Source organism: Falsigemmobacter faecalis, assembly GCF_003863335.1.
GTDB classification, from domain to species: Bacteria; Pseudomonadota; Alphaproteobacteria; order Rhodobacterales; family Rhodobacteraceae; genus Wagnerdoeblera; species Wagnerdoeblera faecalis.
This window is the reverse complement of record NZ_RRAZ01000037.1, coordinates 16282-33678: the sequence shown is the minus strand read 5'-3', so window position 1 is coordinate 33678 and position 17397 is coordinate 16282. Positions and strand designations below refer to the sequence as shown.

General features: G+C 62.3%; 14 protein-coding genes. 4 read left to right on the top strand and 10 right to left on the bottom strand.

Annotation, left to right across the window (positions count from 1 at the left end; all coding sequences use genetic code 11):
• Positions 1–158: 158 nt before the first annotated feature.
• The 6 genes from EG244_RS17540 to EG244_RS17515 form a co-directional block, all read right to left on the bottom strand.
• On the bottom strand, positions 159–560 hold the full coding sequence (locus tag EG244_RS17540; RefSeq protein ID WP_124966473.1) for a hypothetical protein: 402 nt from the start codon (positions 558–560) through the stop codon (positions 159–161).
• Between the two features lie 1618 nt (positions 561–2178).
• Positions 2179–2868 (bottom strand): CHAP domain-containing protein, encoded by a 690-nt coding sequence (locus EG244_RS17535; protein ID WP_233589058.1) that lies wholly within the window; start codon positions 2866–2868, stop codon positions 2179–2181.
• A gap of 374 nt (positions 2869–3242) precedes the next feature.
• Positions 3243–3494 (bottom strand): hypothetical protein, encoded by a 252-nt coding sequence (locus tag EG244_RS17530; protein ID WP_124966472.1) that lies wholly within the window; start codon positions 3492–3494, stop codon positions 3243–3245.
• Between the two features lie 92 nt (positions 3495–3586).
• The gene (locus tag EG244_RS17525; protein WP_124966471.1) at positions 3587–4042 is read right to left on the bottom strand and encodes a PRC-barrel domain-containing protein; all 456 of its coding nucleotides are present in this window, start codon (positions 4040–4042) and stop codon (positions 3587–3589) included.
• Between the two features lie 171 nt (positions 4043–4213).
• On the bottom strand, positions 4214–5032 hold the full coding sequence (locus EG244_RS17520) for a transglutaminase-like domain-containing protein (protein WP_124966470.1): 819 nt from the start codon (positions 5030–5032) through the stop codon (positions 4214–4216).
• 134 nt (positions 5033–5166) lie between these two features.
• Positions 5167–6861, bottom strand: coding sequence for an OmpA family protein (locus EG244_RS17515; RefSeq protein WP_124966469.1), 1695 nt, complete (start codon positions 6859–6861; stop codon positions 5167–5169).
• Positions 6862–7026: 165 nt separating this feature from the next.
• On the opposite strand from EG244_RS17515, the gene EG244_RS17510 reads away from it, so the two are divergent.
• Positions 7027–7932, top strand: a complete 906-nt coding sequence (locus tag EG244_RS17510) for a dihydrodipicolinate synthase family protein (protein ID WP_124966468.1) — start codon at positions 7027–7029, stop codon at positions 7930–7932.
• A gap of 66 nt (positions 7933–7998) precedes the next feature.
• On the opposite strand, the gene EG244_RS17505 is transcribed toward EG244_RS17510, so the two are convergent.
• Positions 7999–8838 (bottom strand): DUF481 domain-containing protein, encoded by an 840-nt coding sequence (locus EG244_RS17505; protein WP_124966467.1) that lies wholly within the window; start codon positions 8836–8838, stop codon positions 7999–8001.
• A 312-nt stretch (positions 8839–9150) separates the two neighbouring features.
• The gene (locus tag EG244_RS17500; RefSeq protein WP_124966466.1) at positions 9151–10359 is read right to left on the bottom strand and encodes a replication initiation protein; all 1209 of its coding nucleotides are present in this window, start codon (positions 10357–10359) and stop codon (positions 9151–9153) included.
• 517 nt (positions 10360–10876) lie between these two features.
• Here EG244_RS17500 and EG244_RS17495 point away from each other — a divergent pair.
• Both EG244_RS17495 and EG244_RS17490 read left to right on the top strand, forming a co-directional pair.
• Positions 10877–12274: an AAA family ATPase gene (locus EG244_RS17495; RefSeq protein ID WP_124966465.1), complete on the top strand. Its 1398-nt coding sequence runs from the start codon at positions 10877–10879 to the stop codon at positions 12272–12274.
• Position 12275: 1 nt separating this feature from the next.
• The gene (locus EG244_RS17490; RefSeq protein ID WP_124966464.1) at positions 12276–13355 is read left to right on the top strand and encodes a ParB N-terminal domain-containing protein; all 1080 of its coding nucleotides are present in this window, start codon (positions 12276–12278) and stop codon (positions 13353–13355) included.
• Here the strand turns inward: EG244_RS17490 and EG244_RS17485 are convergent.
• Positions 13352–14101 (bottom strand): SDR family NAD(P)-dependent oxidoreductase, encoded by a 750-nt coding sequence (locus tag EG244_RS17485; protein ID WP_124966463.1) that lies wholly within the window; start codon positions 14099–14101, stop codon positions 13352–13354. The two genes, EG244_RS17490 and EG244_RS17485, sit on opposite strands and share 4 nt — an antisense overlap.
• On the bottom strand, positions 14098–16377 hold the full coding sequence (locus tag EG244_RS17480) for a bifunctional salicylyl-CoA 5-hydroxylase/oxidoreductase (protein WP_124966462.1): 2280 nt from the start codon (positions 16375–16377) through the stop codon (positions 14098–14100). Before EG244_RS17480 ends, EG244_RS17485 begins: the two co-directional genes overlap by 4 nt.
• 280 nt (positions 16378–16657) lie before the next feature.
• Between EG244_RS17480 and EG244_RS17475 the strand changes: the two genes are divergently transcribed.
• Entirely contained in the window at positions 16658–17362 is a 705-nt protein-coding gene (locus tag EG244_RS17475; protein WP_124966461.1) for a TetR/AcrR family transcriptional regulator, read from the top strand.
• Positions 17363–17397 lie beyond the last annotated feature (35 nt).

Here is a 17397-nt window from a genome sequence, read left to right as displayed (position 1 = left end):
AAGAAAGTGGTCCTGCACTCAGGACTATTTCAGCACCCTGTTAAGCACGGCGGTAGCGCAGCATCAATGTCCGCATAGCCGACCTTCGCGCGCCCTTCATGTCTGATAAGATAAGATTAGCCCGTGAGAGGCCGCAAGACTGACGACGCACAGAGCCCTTAGCTGACGGTCGGCTGCGTGGCCTCATCCTGCTTTTCCAGCTCCGGGTGTTCCAGAAGATAGGCAGTCAGCCTGACGTCTTCGGCATACCGCTCTTGTTGATCGAGGATGTCATAATCCTCCCCAATCTCCTGACGTATGTGCTGAATCAAGCTGTCCACTTCACCATTGAAGCGATCACAAAGTGACTCAGACCAAAGGCTAGGATCAGGGGGATACAGAGGGTTGAGATAGCACGATTGCATAAAAAGTATGCGATCTGTTAACTCACGCACCGGTTCCGAGAGTGACAAAATGCTATCGACCGGACCCACGTCCAGGAGGTCAAGCGTCTTGGCATCTCCGGACCAAAGGCAACCCGAGCCATAGTCGAAGAAGAATCTGAGAACACCCTTTGTCACGCAAGTAATCTAGCTGAATTGCGAACGGCAGCAATGTCCGCTTAGCGGTCAGTCGGCGGCAAGCAGTGCGCTTAGCTTGGCGAGGGCAAGGGTATCAAATTCTGGCCAGTCATGCTCGGCATACGAATGACGTGAAAAATCCACAATAGCCCTAGAAAGCGGGAGGAGTATTTCGTCCCGATGCCCTGAGATCGAGAGGATCGGCTTGCGACGTTCCGCGCCTGGATAGTCAGATACATAATCGATGCGAAACGTGACCCTCTGGTCAGTCGTGGGAGAAAACCGGGATGATAAAATCCAGGCTCCAAAAATAGCTGCACCTCAGACCGACGGCCTTGTGATGCTTCTAAGAGTGCCAATGTGAATTCGTCTATCGGATTGATGGTGATGTCAGATATTTCATCATGGAGCTGAAATTCTCCAACCATCAGATCGAATGGCAGCCATCCGTGGACTGGCTGCCCGAAGTAAAGTTTTAACATCACCACGCGAAGCCCGGTTAGATCATTCGATGATGACGATGCTTTACTTGAGGAGCAGGATCAATGCCCGCTTTGTCCGCAAAGCGGACCGTCGCGCGCTAAATAACATCCGATAATGAAAACTTATCGTTATACCTAGAATCGTGAATAAATGCGCAAAATATTTTATTTATGCTCACATAGCTCTGGTTGGACAGGTATGTCTAAGGCGATAATCTATCGCTTCTGCTGCAGTCTCTGGCTAAGCATAGGATCTCGACCCTTTTGAGGGTCCGGAAGAGGCAGAGGCTGTGTGGAAACTCGAAATCCATGAACTCGCTGAGAATGACTTCCCTCTGCTGTTGCTCAACGCGGAACAGAACGGAATATCTTCACACCATTTCCGCGATGAGAGAACACTGTCCCGCGCTATCTGCCGCCCAGCTAAGTTTTCACACGGCCTCGGCCCATCCCTGCTACGCGGTTCCGGATCACCAGGCTCTGGCGATCCGGGGCGCTGGCGGCGAGATAAGCGCTTCGAAGGTGTCTGTGGCCAGCCAGGTACACGCCACGGGCTGGTGAGAGCCCACGAAGCAACTTCGCTTCATTTCAACTCCGGCGATTTTAACAGGTTCGACGTTTGCTGTCGGCGCTGCCGAAAGGCGGCTGTCGGACAGCCCGCTTTGCATGGTCGGCCGCTCTTGCGGAATGGGGTGGCCTCAGCGGCCTTTCGCTCGCTGCGGGTAGTGCTGCAGCGGCCGCTCGGCGTCACGGCACCGAAGTGCTGGACTCAGGAGGCTGAGGAGTACCGGGAACCGCGGGCTGGCTGCGATAAGATCCATAGCCAGGGCGCCGGATACAATCCTGTGTACCGCGCTGTCTGGCCTGGCATGCGCCATCGCCGGGGAAGCTGATGCGCCTGCCACCCTCAGTCGGACGCCAGGCCTTTGTCTTTTCTCCGGGCCACCCCCCATGCTCCGGACGACTGCGGATCGCCGCATCCGACGACACCGCAGCTCCGCCGGGTCTGCTGACCTCCCAGCCAGATCGATGCCCACTCCGCAGCCATCCCTGTCTCCGCACCGCCGCAAGACGATGTTATGCCCCCCAAACCAAAAAGCGCCCCGAAGGGCGCCTGGCAGGAAAGCGGGAACAGGTCAGCCGCGGATCGGCTGGATGAAGCCGTAGATCGGATAGGTCGTTGAGGTCATCTGACCGGGGCGATGCTCAAGACGCACCTGGCTCCAGTCATTGCGGGGCGAGACATCCACGGCCACCATATCCAGCGAGACGTGGTTGCGGGTCCAGTTCGCATGGCTGATGAGGATCTGCCGCGAATTGACAATCCGCGAGACCACCGCAACATGGCCGCGACGCATCTTCTTTGTCGGCGCAAAGTTCATCACCGCACCGACATGCGGCTCGCGCGAGCGGTGGTACTGACCGGCGGCCTGATGCCACCAGGTCCGGGCATCGCCGCGGATCTGCACGCCGCTCGCATCCCGGGCAAAGGGCACGCACCAGACGCGCTGGCCGCGGGCGCGCTTGGCCTGGGCGTTTTGCACCGCAAGCTGGGTGCGCTGGCGCAGACCGGCCGACTGCACCGCATGGGTGGAGGCCGGCGCATTCCGGGTCGAGACGGTGGCCTGAAGGGCAACCGGGGCAGCCGCAAGCTGCAGTGCCTCGGGCCGGGCGCGCGGGCGCTGTGCCGGGGCCGCGGGCAGGGCCAGTTCAACCGCGGCGGGGACCGGCGCGGCGGGGCGCGCCTGAGGGCGAAGATCCTGAGCCGAAGCCGCGACAGTCATGCAGGTCACGGCCATCATTGCCAGCGTCGGAAGAACCTTCACAAACCTCATCTGTCCTCACATCGGTTGCCTGACAGGCGGCCCTGTCCCGACGGGCAGAATAGCCAGCATCCCGCCCGCACCAACCCCCGATTGCGGCACTCGGCGAAATCCCGCCACTTTCACATAAATTTCATCCAATCCGGAAACCCCGTGAGGGGGTAATCCCTGCAGGGCACCACATTTAACACGCTGAAATATATAGAAAATAAAAAATCGTGCCGCGAATTTATGCGGATTTCATTCCGGTTCCCTCGTAAATGGCCCCCCCTGCAGGGTCCTGACCCTGAGCGGGACTACCGGGGAATCACCCCTCAGGGTTGCAAAAAAGGCCGCGCGATCCTCTCGCACGGCCCTGCCTTCCCGCGGCAAACCGCCTATGACGCTTCTGCCGCAGGCTTCAGCCCCGAGGGCCACCGCCAGACGCGGATGAACTCACGCCCGGTCTGCGGATCGAGATAGCTGCTGCCGTGCAGCTGCCAGATCTCCTGCCCGTTGCCAAGGACATAGCGTTTCTGCAGCTGGTCCGGACCGCCCCCGGCATGCCCCGTCCGGCACTGTTCAATGACGGAAACCCGCTCTCCCTCGTCTGAGTAACAACTGAAAACTGCGCTGGTCGTCCATTCCATCAGTCGTGCCTGTCTGCTCGTCAAAACCCGCAATCCCGGAGCCACAGGGGCTCCGGGACGGGTCGTCTTTCCGGCTGTGACCGGAAGACGGGTTAGTTGGCTTCGAACTTCGGCAGCGCCTTCAGCTCATCTTTCGTCATGCTGACATAGGCACGCATGTCGTTGTCGCTGTTTTTATAGACCTGGATCTGCGCGGGATCGAGCGCGACGCGGTGCTCCCCCATCCCCAGGAAGCCGCCGACATCGGTGATGATTTTCTCAACCGAATTGGTGGCGCCGATCTGCACATCCGCGATCTCACCCACATCCTTGCCTTCCGGGTCATAGATATTGACCCCCTTCAGCTCATCCGCGGTCACGGTGCCGACCTCGGTGAAAACATAGCCCTCAGGCGCGGTGATCACCATCGAAGGGGCCGTGGCCGGAGCCGTTGCAGACGGCGCCATGGCATCGGGCGCGGCGGGGGTAACAGCCGTCTGGGCAAAGCCGGCAGCGGCAAAACCAAGCGAAGCGGTGAGGGCGAGAGCCGAAACTTTTACAAAGCGCATGAAGTCCTCCAGGCGTGGGTTATCGTTATGCAGGGACAACGCCCGGATTGGTAAACGGTTCACTCTCCTTTCGCCAAACTCTTGCAGCAGAAGCAGAATTTCGCCGAAGCGCCATGCCGGACGGGCAGAATTCCGCCTTCAACAGGGCGTGATGAGATCCCCCTGGAACATTCACTTCGCGCTCTTTGCCAGCTCTTCCGCGCGCACCTCAAAGCGCGTCAGCCCATGCGGGCCAAAACTGTGCAGCAGCGGCACATCGCTGGCATCGCGCCCCCGTGCCACGGCCACCCGGCCGATGCGCGGGATGTTGTGCCGCGCATCCAGCGTGATCCAGCGCCCATAGGCCCAGACCTCCGCCCAGGCGTTGTAATCCATCGGAGCCGGATCCACCGGCACCCCGATATCGCCCATAAAGCCGTTCACATAGCGCGCCGGGATATTCATGCAGCGACAGAGCGTAATCGCCAGATGGGCGAAATCCCGGCAGACGCCGCGCCCCTCCGACTGCGCCTCCGAGGCCGTGCGCGTTGCCCGCGCATGGACATAGCCGAAATCAATATGCCCGTTCACATGATCAAAGATCGCCCGGATCCGCTCCCAGCCCGGCTCGGTTGCCCCGAAACGCTCCCAGGCCTCTGCCATCATGACATCGGTTTCACAGTAGCGGCTCGGCAGCAGATAGCGCATCACCGCATCGGGGAAATCCTGCGGCTCGCCGGGATCGCCGACATGGCTCCAGTCATCGGGGCGGCCATCGGTTTCGACGATAAACTCCGCCGTCAGCCGCAGCCCCCCGGCAGGGGCGGTCAGCCGCAGACAGCGGTTGCCATGGCTGTCGGTATAATGGCGGTACGGCACCTGCGGCGTCAGCTGCAATCCGCTCTGCCCGACCATCCGCGCATCCCATTCCGCCGCCGGATCAAGGAGCGCAACCAGTTCCATCGGCTGCGCACAGTCAATCTCAATGTCATAGCCCAGCGATATCCGCATGATGTGACTCCTTTGAACGGAAACCTGCGGCGGGGGTGGTAAGTTCCGGCCCCTGCCCCGCCGGACCAGCAGATGTGAAAATACCGCGCAGAGTTTCCTCTGCGCGGTACCCGGGGTCTGTCAGGGACGGGGACTTAGTTCTCAGCCCGCGCCAGCAGCTCGGTGATCCGGCGCACCGAGGCCCGGCGGTTCTCGCGGATATTGCCTTCCTGACGCACCTTCAGGAACTGCTCACCATAGCCCTGGACCACCATATTCTCCGGCGGCACATCGAAATATTCCGTCAGCACCAGCGCCACCGATTCCGCCCGGCGGTCCGAAAGCGCAAGGTTCGCCGCATCAGAGCCCACGGTGTCGGTATGGCCCTCAATGAGGAACATCTCATAGGGATTGGCCTCAATCATGGATTTCAGCACATGGCCCAGATCCGCAAGGCTGCGGGCCTGGCTGGGATTAATCGCGGCCGAGCCGGTGTCAAAGGTGATCGCATCCACATTGACCGGGGCCACCAGCGCGCGCACCTGCGGGATGTCGCGCACCTGCGCCAGGGTAAAGCTGCGGTCAACCCGGGTTTCGCGGTCAAGCGCACGGCGCAGATCGGCCTCAGTCCAGGCGGCCCGGCGCTCCGGCATCACAGCAGGCGGCGGCAGGCGGCGCAGGTCGATCGGCGCGGCGCGGCGCGTCTCATCGATCAGCAGCCGCTCTACTCCGTCATTGCCGATCACCGAGCGGCGCAGCACACGCAGATCCGCGTCCCGGATGGTGACAACACGGCTGCCGTCATCGCGGGTGACGATCGTGCGGGTCGAGCCGTCCTGATAATTCTGCGTTGAGACCCGCGCACCGGGACGGCGGAAGATCGCCGTATCATCCTTGATAACCTGATAGCTGCCATCCGGCCGCGTCACCACCAGCCGGTCCGGCGCGCTCAGCTCAACCTGGCGGTTGTTTGACAGGACCGAGCCCACCGCCACCGCCCCAAGCCCCAGCAAAAGCGCCCGGGACAGCGTTTTCGTGTCGTCCTTATCGTTATTGGCCGCGGCTGCCGGGGCCGCCGATCCGGCCTGCAGCGCATCGCGCAGGCTGGTGCCAAAGTCCTGCGCCGAAGAGCGCGAGTTCTCTTCGGTGACCGTCTCCTCCACCACCTCGCCGCCACCCGCCTCTTCGCTGAGGGCTGCGGCCGCCGGGGCTTCGACCGCCTCGGCGGCCTCCCGCGCGGCCTCGGTTTCGGCCACGCCTTCTTCCGGCGCGCGCGGCGCCTCAGCCGCAGCTTCCGGGGCCACCACCGGCGCGCCCTCTGCCGGGGCTTGCGGTGTTGCCTCCGCAGGCGCTTCCGGTGCAGCCTCAGCCGGAGCCACGGGCGCAGCTTCCGGCGCAGCTTCCGGCGTCACTTCCGGAGCTTCAGGGGCCGGCACAGGCGCGACCTCTGCAGGAGCCTCAGGAGCCACCCCGGGAGCGGCTTCGGGGGCAGCTTCAACCGGGGCTTCAGGCGCTTCAGGCGCAGGTTGCGGTGCAACTTCGGGGGCAACTTCCGGTGCCACCTCCGGCGCAGGCTCTGCCGGTGCCGCGGGAACCGGATCCGCAGGCGCCTCAGGCGCGACCTCAGGCGCTGGCTCAGGGACGCTCTCCGGCGCAGCCTCCGGAGCCGTTTCCGGGGTCACCTCAGGGGTCGCCTCTTCAGGGGCCGGGGTGGTGCTGTCCTCAGCGGCGGGCGGACAGGGGGCCTCGGCACAATCCGCATCGGGGGCGGTCTGCGCCAGGGCCAGATGCGGCGTCACCAGCGAAAGGCAGGCCACAAGAGCGGTCGTATTGCGAAAGAGACGGTTCATGGATCACCTCGTCACGAGCGGCCAAAGCCGGTGAATGTTGACGTTAAAACGCGCGGGCACCCGCTCTGTTCCCAAATGCGCCAAAAGCGCCGCTTCCCGCCAGATCAAACCTGCGCCATGCTGCACAGGAACGACTGCCCCGACGACTGCCCCCAAGGATCCGCTATGCCCGCTTTGACCGGCCTTTCCGCCTTTCCGATCACCCCCGCCGATCCCGACGGCCGGGTCGCGACGGCCACTTTCACCCGCACCCTCGACCAGCTGATCACGGCGGGCGTCGACAGCCTCGGCGTGCTCGGCTCGACGGGCGGCTATATGTATCTGACGGCGGCGGAACGTGCCCGCACCCTCAGCCTCGCCTGTGAAGTGACGGCCGGCCGGGTGCCGCTGCTGGCCGGGGTCGGCGCGCTTTCGACCCGCGACGCCGTGGCCCATGCCCGCGCCGCGCGCAAAGCCGGGGCCGCCGCCGGACTTCTGGCCATGGTCTCTTATACGCCGCTGACCGAGGATGAGATCGTCAGTCACACCCGCCGCGTCAGCGAAGACAGCGGCCTGCCGCTGTGCATCTATGACAACCCCGGCACCACGCGGGTCACCATCTCAGACGATCTTCTGGCCCGCCTCGCCGAACTGCCGGGCGTGATCGCCGTGAAAAACCCCGCCGCCGATCCCGCCGATGTCACCCGGCGGCTCAGCACACAGCGCCGCCGCCTGCCCGGGCGCGTCTCGATCGGCTTCAGCGCCGACTGGCATTGCGCAGGCGCGCTGCTGCAGGGCGCGGATACCTGGTATTCGGTCCTCGCGGGCACCCTGCCCCACCCCTGCGTCGCCCTGGCCAAAGCCGCGCGCCGCGGTGACGTAAGGGAAACCACCCGCCTGCAACTCGCGCTCGAACCGGTCTGGGATCTTTTCCGCCGCGCCAGCAGCTTTCGCGTGGTGCATGAAATGGCCCGCCAGCTCGGGCAGACCCCCTTCCCGCCGCCGGAACCCATCCTTCCGGTCAGCGCGGAAATCGCGCGCGAAATCAAAGAGCTGCTCACCCTGCCCGTTCTTCAGCCCGCGCAGGACTAAGCCCGCCCGCCCTAAAAAAGCGGCCCCCGAAGGGGCCGCAGATCAACGAGAGGAAACTGCGTCAGCTCAGAAGCCGAAGACCAGCGACACGCCCAGCTTATTGTCGGTGCGGATCGCGCGGTTGTCATTGTACTCGGTCAGATAGCTGACGCGGGTCGACATCGCATTGGTCATACGGAAGTTCACGCCGAAGTCGTTGTTTACGCGCAGGGCGCTGTCGGACTTCAGAACATCGGTGTCATTGGTCAGGAACATGGTGTCGCTGAACTGATGGAAGAACCGCGAGCTGGCGATATAGCCGGTCTCGGTCACCGAGTTGCGGGCGCCATCCTGGAGATAGCTCACACCGATACCGGCCTGGGCGCGCCAGGTGGTGCTGGGCGTGTTGATAAAGCGGTACCCCGGGCCCACGCCGACAAAGGCGTCGCGGCGGACTTCATCGGCGGTATCGGCCAGACCATTGGTCTGCACCCGCGCCAGAGCGAAGGCATAGAACTGGTCGTTGAAATAATAATTGGCGTCATAGACCGCGAAGACATCCTGTTTGGTCTTCGAGCCATTGGCCTCCTGGAAATCAAGCACGGCCCCCAGGGTCTGGACCAGCGGCCCCTGAGCATGGCGCAGGCGCAGGCCGACCGAAAGGTCCTGGGTCTCATTGTTCCCGGTCTTGCCCGAATAGCCCAGCGAGGCACTGCCGCTGAAGCCGGGGTTAAACTCGGGGTTCCCAAAGCGCGCGGCATCATTCGCCCGTGCCATATCTTCGCGTACATCCCGCTCTACGTCATCCAGACGGTCGTTGACCCCGCGGACCCCGGTCAGGGTGTCCTGCGCGAAAGCCGTCACACTCATCAGACCCAGTGCAGCAACAGCGCTAAGGCCGAGGGCGGATGTTTTTTTAACACTCATGAAGTCACTCCTTAACTTGCGGGCAAACGCCAACCGGCGATCGGGCCGCCTGCAGAAGCAACCGCTGCGGTCAGTTCACGTTCCGCCGCCGGTTAATCACCTAAACACACGTTTCCGTGAGACGCGGGAACAGCATCCCCCCTCCGTCAGGTGCCCCTGGGCGCGTTGTCCGCAGGGTACCCTTCCCCGGGGAACGCATCCTTAACCCTGTGTTCAGAGAAGGCAGACCGACAAGGCCTGCGGAAAACACTCACAAATTCATCCCGCAAACGGAGACCTGAAAGAAAAAGCCGGGCATTTGCCCGGCCAGTCTCACTCTGCCTCCAGCCCGTCAAAGGCCCCGGGAGAGACTTCCTCCCAAAAAGCTGCGATGGCCTTAACGTTCAGCGCGGACATCCAGCCATGCTTTTCAAAGTCATCCCTGGCCGTCCCTTCCAGCCGCGCCATGAACAGCCGCCGGTCCGCATCCCGCTGAGTCGGCGTCCGCGCCGCCGCAAGATCCCGGATCCGCTCCAGCCGCCGCGCCCTGCCCGACAGCGCCACGGCGGGCGCAGGGTTTCGCGGCGAAACCTCCGGGCCGTCATCGCGCAAAACCCGGGTCAGATAGCCCACAGGATTTCGCACATCCCCCTGAGCCGCAACAAAATCCAGCCGCTGACCCATCACCGTCTCTCCATGCTCGCGGATCCACTGCCGCGCCAGCCGGTCCGACACACCAAGCCCCCGCAGCCGCGCATAGATATCCGAGTTCCGATGCCCCTCGCCGTCATCGAGATCCAGGATCGCCAGCTGCGGGTTCTCAGAAATCAGAAAGCGCACATCGTTCACGGCCCGACCCATCTTCCGAAATTCCGGCGTCACCACGATGTTTGAGGTTTTATTCACCTCCGCAACAGCAGGCTTGATAATCTTGGCGTTCAGATGCTTGAACTCATCATAATAAGGACTGTCCGCCACGCCCATAAGTCTGCGAAACAGCTCAATCGGCCACCAGCCAGTCGATCCTGTCCGCACAAACCGGTAGCAGTTCTCATAAAGCGCCAGCGCGTGGCCAGAGGTAAAACGGCGCTGGATATTCAGATTGATCAGCGCGAACACCTTAGGATCATGCAGTTTCTCCGCCAGGGCAGGAGAGTAAGCGTATTCACAGATCCCCCCCTTCAGCCGCGCAAAGGACAGAAGGGCCGAGACACCCCATTCCTGCTGCCCTTCGCTGTCAAGCATATCCCATTCCGCCACAGTCTCCGCCAACCCCCGCAGCGCAAGCTTCAGCGTCTCGATGTCATTGGAGTTGTAGCCAATCATCAGGCACAGCGTGCGCGCATCAATCTGATGCCGGCTCTGCGAGGTCAGGGTATCATAAGCGTTCAGCAACAGAACATTGCTCAGCTTTCGCTGCAGCAGCGTCAGCTTGCCGGAGATATGGATCGCCGCTACGTGCTTCTTCACCGCCCCCCTCCGCAAAGGGCCGGTGAGGCGGTCACGAGGGATTTCGTCCAGTGCGGTTTTTGCCCGGGTCATCTTCTGCCTTCCAGGTCAGGCGAGTCGCCCTGACCGCGACATGTTCTGACAAAAGGTATCCGCCTGCAAGGCACCAGACAGACACCTTTAGAAGATCCTGCATAAGGGTACCTTTCACGAATTGCCCTGCGGGTAAGGTACCCGATTCCGGGAAGTCTTCGATCTGAGCCCCTCTGAGATGTCAGAACTGACGCGGAAAAAGCGCAGCGATTCCCGCTAATCCGCTCTAAACCCGTGAATCAGCACCTTATATCCCGTAGATTGGTACCTTTCATCCTGTAAGCGGATACCATACTCCCTGTAAGCTGGTACCTATAACTTACTAACTGTTTGAAATAGATATATAATTTCTACCTTAAAGATTCAAAACCAATCAGAATCTCTCAAATCATAACGCGCGGGTCAGGGACAGGATTCCAGAGTTTCAATGAGATTTCCTTTGCGGCTTTCTTCTTCCCCCTGTGATGTGCCATAGTTAGGTGGTCATCATGAAGAATGGCGCACATCAGGCGAAGCAATGGCTCAGAAACCAGCAATTCCCGGCAAGGCGGATCTCCCGCCCTACTTTAACATCGATCCCGCTCAGGCAGCAGCAAAACTGACTGATCCGATCGATACTGCACGTTTTGCCAAAGCTGCAGCCTTCGCGACCCGGGGGCGGGATGACCTTGCCCGTCGCGGTTATGCACCTGATGGTCAGAAACGGCTTCGCAAATTTTCCACCTGGGAAGTCTGCAAATATCTCATTCCCGTTAACGCAGCGCACCTGCGCCGTGTGCTGCGCCAGAACCCCGACCTCCCGCAGGGGGAAGGCGATGCCGGCTCCAAGTGGTTCACCCTCGAAGAAGTGCTGGCGCTGCGCAATCATTTCGCCACCGAGGGGGCACGGGATCGCGAATACCGTGCCTGGCGCCCCGAAGGGCTGCCGGCAAAGGTTGTCGCCGTCGCGAACTTCAAAGGCGGCGTAGGCAAAACCTCAACGGCGGCTCATCTGGCGATGTCTGCGGCGCTCGACGGATATAAGGTTCTGGTGATCGATCTCGACAGCCAGGGATCAATGACTTCGATCATGGGCGGTAAGGTGGAAGACGAATGGCAGACCGTTTTCCCTTTGCTGGCAAGGGATTACGCCCTGCGCTTGCAGGAAGAAAACAAGGTCCGCGAGGCCGGAGGCCTGGCCCCCTTCCCTTTCGACGAAACCCTGACTGAGGCGTTGAAGGTTTCGCCGCGAAACCTTATCCAGAAAACACACTGGCCGAATATTGATCTGATCGGCGCTCAGCTCAACCTCTATTGGGCGGAATTTCAGGTGCCGGTCTGGCGCATGCAGCTGCGCTCCTGGGCGCTCTGGGATGCGCTGAGCCATGCGCTGGAAGATGGCGGGATGCTGGATAATTATGACATTATCCTGCTCGATACGCCGCCCGCTCTTGGCTATCTGACGATCAATGCGCTGGCCGCGGCGGATATTCTGCTGGTTCCGCTGGGGGCTTCCTTTCTGGAGTTTGACAGCACCGGGCGCTTCTTTGACATGATCTATTCGACCTTCGCCTCGATCGAGGAAGGCGAAAATCGGGTCCGTCGGGCGGATGGTCTGCCGGAAATGCGCTTTGAGTGGGATGCCGTGCGCGCGCTTGTCACCCGATTTGATCCGGCGCAACAGGCCGATCTGGGCAATGTCATCCAGGCCTATTTTGGCGACTTCATGACAACCTATCGCCAGGAAATGACCGTTATGGTGGGTCAGGCCGGCGAAATGGTCTCGGGTATCTATGAGACCGACTATCGGAATTTTAACCGCGATACCTATGTGCGCGGGCGCGAAACCTTTGATCGCACCTGGGCTGAGGTGAAGGAAGTGATCCTGGGGACCTGGTGGCGTGACCAGCAGATGGCCGGGAAAGAGGAGTCGTAACGTGGCGAAACGTCGGGTTCTGGCAGTGCCCTCCAGCGCGGATCTGGAGAAGATGGAAGCGGATTTTCGGCGCGAACCGGCGCCGGCGCGCGCGGGGGTGGCCCCGATTGCGCAGGTCGCGGCCGAGACTGCGGCGGTGTTTGATCCGCGCAGCGCCGATGAGCGGGCGGAAGCGGCGCGTGATCGCGCAGTCGCCGGGGCCTTCCGCGAGGCGCAGACCAGGGGGCTGGTCATGGTTGAGCTGCCGCTTGATGACATTGAGGCGGATGCCTTGGTGCGCGACCGCGTGGTGATCGACGCGGAAGAGCTGGAAGAGCTGAAGGCCTCGATCGCGAAAACCGGGCTGCGGCTGCCGGTTGAGGTGTTTGAGCAGGCGCCGGGGACGGGTCGGCCCTATGGTCTGCTGTCGGGCTATCGGCGATTGATGGCGGTTCGTGCGCTGTGGGATCTGACCCATGAGCCGCGTTATGCCACGATTCGCGCCGTTGTGCGGGAGCCTGCGGCCATGGGCGGCGCCTTTGCCGCCATGATCGAGGAGAATGAGGTTCGCGCCAGCCTGAGCCAGTATGAGCGCGGGCGGATTGCGGTGATTGCGGCGCAGCAGGGGGCCTTTACCAATCCCGAAGCGGCGGTGGATGCGCTTTTCCCGGTGGCGTCCAAGGCGAAACGCTCAAAGATCCGCAGCTTTGCGCTGATCTTTGAAGAGCTTGGGGATATGCTGAAATTCCCGGATCTTCTGCGCGAAAAGGACGGGCTGCGGATCGCACAGGCCCTGCGGGACGGCGCCGAAGCGCGGCTGCGCGACGGTTTGGCAGAGGCGGATCCCGCCGATCCGGCGGCAGAGCTGGCCGCGATTGAGCGTCTGCTTGACGATCTTGATGCGCCTGCGCCGGACCCGCGAAAGGGCGGGCGTCCGAAGCGGGTGGCAAGCCCGGTGGCTGAGACCACCAGTGGATTTACCGTTGTGGCAGAACAGGATGCGCGCGGCTGGGCCCTGCGCATCGGCGGGCGGCGCAAGATTGACCGCGCGCTGATGGAGAGCCTGGTGCGTGAAGTGACGCGGCTTCTGGAGAAGCCCTAAGCGGTCTCTCCGCCGCAGATCGGGATCGCCTGACCGGTGATCCCGCCGCTGCCGGGCCCGCAAAGCCACAGGACGGCTTCGGCGACCTCTTCGGGGTCGATGAGGCGGCGTTGCGGGGAATTGGCGGCCAGGGTTTCGCGGGCTTCTTCGGGGCTGCGGGCGGTGGTGGCGGAAATACGCTCGACCGAACGGCGGGTCATCTCGGTGTCCATGAAGCCGGGGCAGAGCGCGTTGAAAGTGACGCCCTTGCGCGCGTATTCCAGTGCGGCCGACCGCACGAGGCCCAGGACCCCGTGCTTGCTGGCGGCATAGGGCGCGACATAGGCGTAACCCTTGACCGCCGCGGTCGAGGCGATGGCGATGACCCGGCCCCAGCTGCGGGGGGGCAGGTGCCGCGCGGCCTCGCGGAAGGTCAGAAAGGTGCCGAGAAGATTGGTGTCGATCTGGGCCTGAAACTCCGCGAGAGAGGTGCGCGCGAGGGGGGCTGAAGCAGAAATCCCGGCATTGGCAACCACGATATCGAGGGGACCTGCGGCAGCAAAAGCGGCCTCCACGGAGGCTTCACTGGTGACGTCGCAGATCTGCGGGCGCATCAGCGGATGGTCTTTTGCCAGGGCCTCAAGCGGGCCTGGCTGGCGGCCACAGATCACGACCTCGGCCCCCTGGCGGGCGAGGGCGCGGGCGATGGCCGCGCCTGAGCCGGATCCTGCCCCGGTGACGAGGGCGCGTTTCCCTTGTAAATTCATGACATTGCCTTTGCGCGCTCAGCGATTGTCAGGGCCTGGCGGCGGCCGCCTTCATAGGGGACAGGCCAGGGCTGTTCGGTGTCGAGCAGATCAACCGCCTGATGCAGCGTCCAGTAAGGGTCCGCCAGATGCGGCCGCGCGAGCAGCACAAGATCGGCGCGACCGGCCATGAGGATCGAGTTTACATGGTCGGCCTCATAGATATTTCCGGCGACCAGCGTGGGGATCTGCAGCCTGTTGCGGATCAGATCGGCGAAGGGCACCTGGAACATGCGGCCATAGACCGGACGCTCCGCGCGGTCGGTCTGACCGGAAGAGGCGTTGATGGCATCGGCCCCGGCCTCCTGGAAGGCGCGGGCGATCTCAACGGCCTCATGCTCATCGACGCCGCCGTCGATCCAGTCGTGGGCTGAAATCCGGACCGACATCGGTTTGTCGGCGGGCCAGGCGGCGCGCATGGCGCGGAACACCTCAAGCGGGAAGCGCAGACGGTTTTCCAGGCTGCCGCCGTAATCATCCTCGCGGTGATTGGTGACGGGCGAGAGGAAAGAGGCGAGAAGATAGCCATGGGCGGCATGCATCTCGATCATATCAAAGCCCGCGGCTTCGGCATTTCGGGCCGCCGCAACATGGGCATCGCGGATGCGGTCCATATCCGAACGATCAATCGGTTTTGGGGTCTGGCTTTGCGGCAGATAGGGCAGGGGCGAGGCCGAAAGGATGGGCCAGTTGCCCTCCGGCAGCGGCTGATCGATCCCGTCCCAGGCCAGCCGGGTGGAAGCTTTGCGCCCCGCGTGACCGATCTGCGCGCAGATTTTCGCCGGGGTCTCGGCATGGATGAAATCGGTCAGCCGTTTAAAGCGGGCGATCTGTTCATCGCTGATAAGGCAGGGGCAGCCGGGGGTGATGCGGCCCTCGGGCTCAACGCAGAGCATCTCGGTGAAGACAAGTCCCGCACCGCCTTTGGCCCGCTCGGCATAATGGATGAAATGCCAGTCGGTGGGATTGCCCTCGACGGCCTTATACTGCGCCATAGGCGAGACCACGATGCGGTTGGCCAGCGTCATTTCGCGTAGTTTAAAGGGCGCAAACATCGGGCGGCGCTGCGAGGTAGCCCCCGCCCGGGTCTGGAACCAGCTTTCGGCATCGCGCAGCCAGTCGGGGTCGCGCAGGCGCAGATTTTCGTGTGAAATCCGCTGACTGCGGGTCAGAAGTGCATAGGTGAACTGCATGAGGTCGAGCTTCAGGTGGCGGTCCACCTCTTCGAACCAGGCGGTGGAATTGCGCGCGGCTGAGGTGACGCGCAGCACCTGCAGCTTGCGCTCCTGCTCATAGCTTTGCAGGGCGGCCTGAAGCGGTTTGCCGGAAGTCAGCTCCTCTGCGAGGGCGATGGCGCTTTCCATGCCCAGCTTTGAGCCCGAGCCGATTGAGAAATGCGCCGTGGCGGAGGCATCGCCCAGCAGCACCAGGTTCTCGTGATACCAATGCTCGCAGGTCACGCGGGGGAAGCGGATCCAGGCCGAGCCGCGGATATGGCCCGCATTGGTCATCAGCGCATGACCGCCAAGGTGGCGCGCGAAGATCTTTTCACAAAGCGCAATGCTCTCGGCCTGCGACAGCGTGTCAAAGCCGAAGGCCTTATAGGTTTCGGGGCCGCATTCGACGATAAAGGTCGCGAGCTGGTCGTCAAACTGATAGGCGTGGGCCCAGATCCAGCCGTGTTCGGTCTCTTCAAAGATGAAGGTGAAGGCATCATCGAACTTTTGTTCGGTGCCGAGCCAGACAAAGTGATTGCGGCGCAGATCGATTTCCGGGCGGAAGTGATCGGCATAAAGCTGGCGGCTGCGCGAATTCAGACCGTCGGCGGCGACGACCACGTCATGGTCGCGGCGCATCTGCTCCAGCGCCTCGGGGGTGATGTCGGTTTCAAAGCTCAGCGCCACGCCAAGATCGCGGGCGCGTTCCTGCAGCAGCAGCAGCAGACGTTTGCGCCCGATGCCGCAGAAGCCGTGGCCGGTGGAGGTCATCTCTTCGGCGCCGCGCACCACGCGGATATCGTCCCAATAGGCAAAGCTGTCGCGGATCATCGCCTCAGAGACGGGATCGTTCTCGCCAAAATTGCTCATGGTCTCATCGGAGAGCACGACGCCCCAGCCGAAGGTGTCGTCGGCGCGGTTGCGCTCAAAGACGGTGATCTCGCTTTCGGGGGCGCGGAGTTTCATGGAGATGGCGAAGTAAAGTCCGGCCGGGCCGCCGCCAAGCACTGCGATTTTCATAACTGTTCTCTCCCTGCCTGCGCTGGTCAGTCGCGGCCCAATTTCTTTTATACTTAAAATAAATTGGCTGACGGGCTGTCAAGACAATTGCGCAAGGCGTCAGGCGGGGCAGGGCGCGCGCGCTGCCCGATCTGGGGCGATATGCCGCGCCAGATGGCGCGCGGCGTGATGGCTAAGGCCCTGAAAACCGGGGGTTTTGCGGAGCGCCCTCCCGGTATCCGGGCTCTGGGCATGGGGGGCAGGGCGGGTTAAAAACGCGGCTCGGACAAAGAGGTCTCACATGCAACAGCGCAGCCCCCGTCGTCAGGTCAGCCGCCTTCCGCCTGAGCGCCGGATTGCAGATATCATGACAGCGGCGCGGGAAATCTTCACCGAAAAGGGCTATACGGAGCATGTGATCTCAGAGATCGCAGAGCGTGCCGGTGTGGTCGAGGGGACGATTTATCGCTTCTTCGCCAATAAAAACGATCTGCTGCAACAGGTCGCTGAGGCCTGGTTTCAGGAGATGATGGACCAGTCCGCGGCGCATTATGAGGCCATCCGCGGAGAGTGGAATGCGCTGCATTTCGTGATTTTTCACACGCTTGAAGCCATTCGCCGCGACCCCGGCCTGACGCGGCTGATTCTTTATGAACTGCGTCCGGAGCCCGATCACCGCGACACCCGGCTTTATGCGCTGCACTATGAATATACCGGGCGTTTGTGCGGGATTGTGCGCGAGGGGATGGAGCGTGGGGTGTTTCGCCCGGACGCGGATCCCGATCTGGTGCGGGATATGGCTTTTGGTGCCATTGAGATGCGGACCTGGTCTTACCTGCACCACAAGAGCAGTTTTGAGCCGGGGCCGCTGGCGCGGGAAATCACCGATATGCTCTATACGGGCCTGCTGCCTGCCGCCGCGCCTGCGCAGCGCGATGAGACTTTGCGCCGGCTGGAGGCGGTGACGCTGCGTCTTGAAACCCTGGCGGGTGAGACGCAGGCCTGAGGGGCGAAATTTCGTCGCCACCCGGCAGCGCGGCC

Bases quoted from the DNA above. Each gene is read 5' to 3' on its own strand.
- EG244_RS17520 (WP_124966470.1), bottom strand. From the start codon at position 5,032: ATGCGGATATCGCTGGGCTATGACATTGAGATTGACTGTGCGCAGCCG.
- EG244_RS17495 (WP_124966465.1), top strand. From the start codon at position 10,877: ATGGCTCAGAAACCAGCAATTCCCGGCAAGGCGGATCTCCCGCCCTAC.
- EG244_RS17525 (WP_124966471.1), bottom strand. From the start codon at position 4,042: ATGCGCTTTGTAAAAGTTTCGGCTCTCGCCCTCACCGCTTCGCTTGGT.
- EG244_RS17505 (WP_124966467.1), bottom strand. From the start codon at position 8,838: ATGAGTGTTAAAAAAACATCCGCCCTCGGCCTTAGCGCTGTTGCTGCA.
- EG244_RS17515 (WP_124966469.1), bottom strand. From the start codon at position 6,861: ATGAACCGTCTCTTTCGCAATACGACCGCTCTTGTGGCCTGCCTTTCG.
- EG244_RS17485 (WP_124966463.1), bottom strand. From the start codon at position 14,101: ATGAATTTACAAGGGAAACGCGCCCTCGTCACCGGGGCAGGATCCGGC.
- EG244_RS17510 (WP_124966468.1), top strand. From the start codon at position 7,027: ATGCCCGCTTTGACCGGCCTTTCCGCCTTTCCGATCACCCCCGCCGAT.
- EG244_RS17475 (WP_124966461.1), top strand. From the start codon at position 16,658: ATGCAACAGCGCAGCCCCCGTCGTCAGGTCAGCCGCCTTCCGCCTGAG.
- EG244_RS17500 (WP_124966466.1), bottom strand. From the start codon at position 10,359: ATGACCCGGGCAAAAACCGCACTGGACGAAATCCCTCGTGACCGCCTC.
- EG244_RS17530 (WP_124966472.1), bottom strand. From the start codon at position 3,494: ATGGAATGGACGACCAGCGCAGTTTTCAGTTGTTACTCAGACGAGGGA.
- EG244_RS17480 (WP_124966462.1), bottom strand. From the start codon at position 16,377: ATGAAAATCGCAGTGCTTGGCGGCGGCCCGGCCGGACTTTACTTCGCC.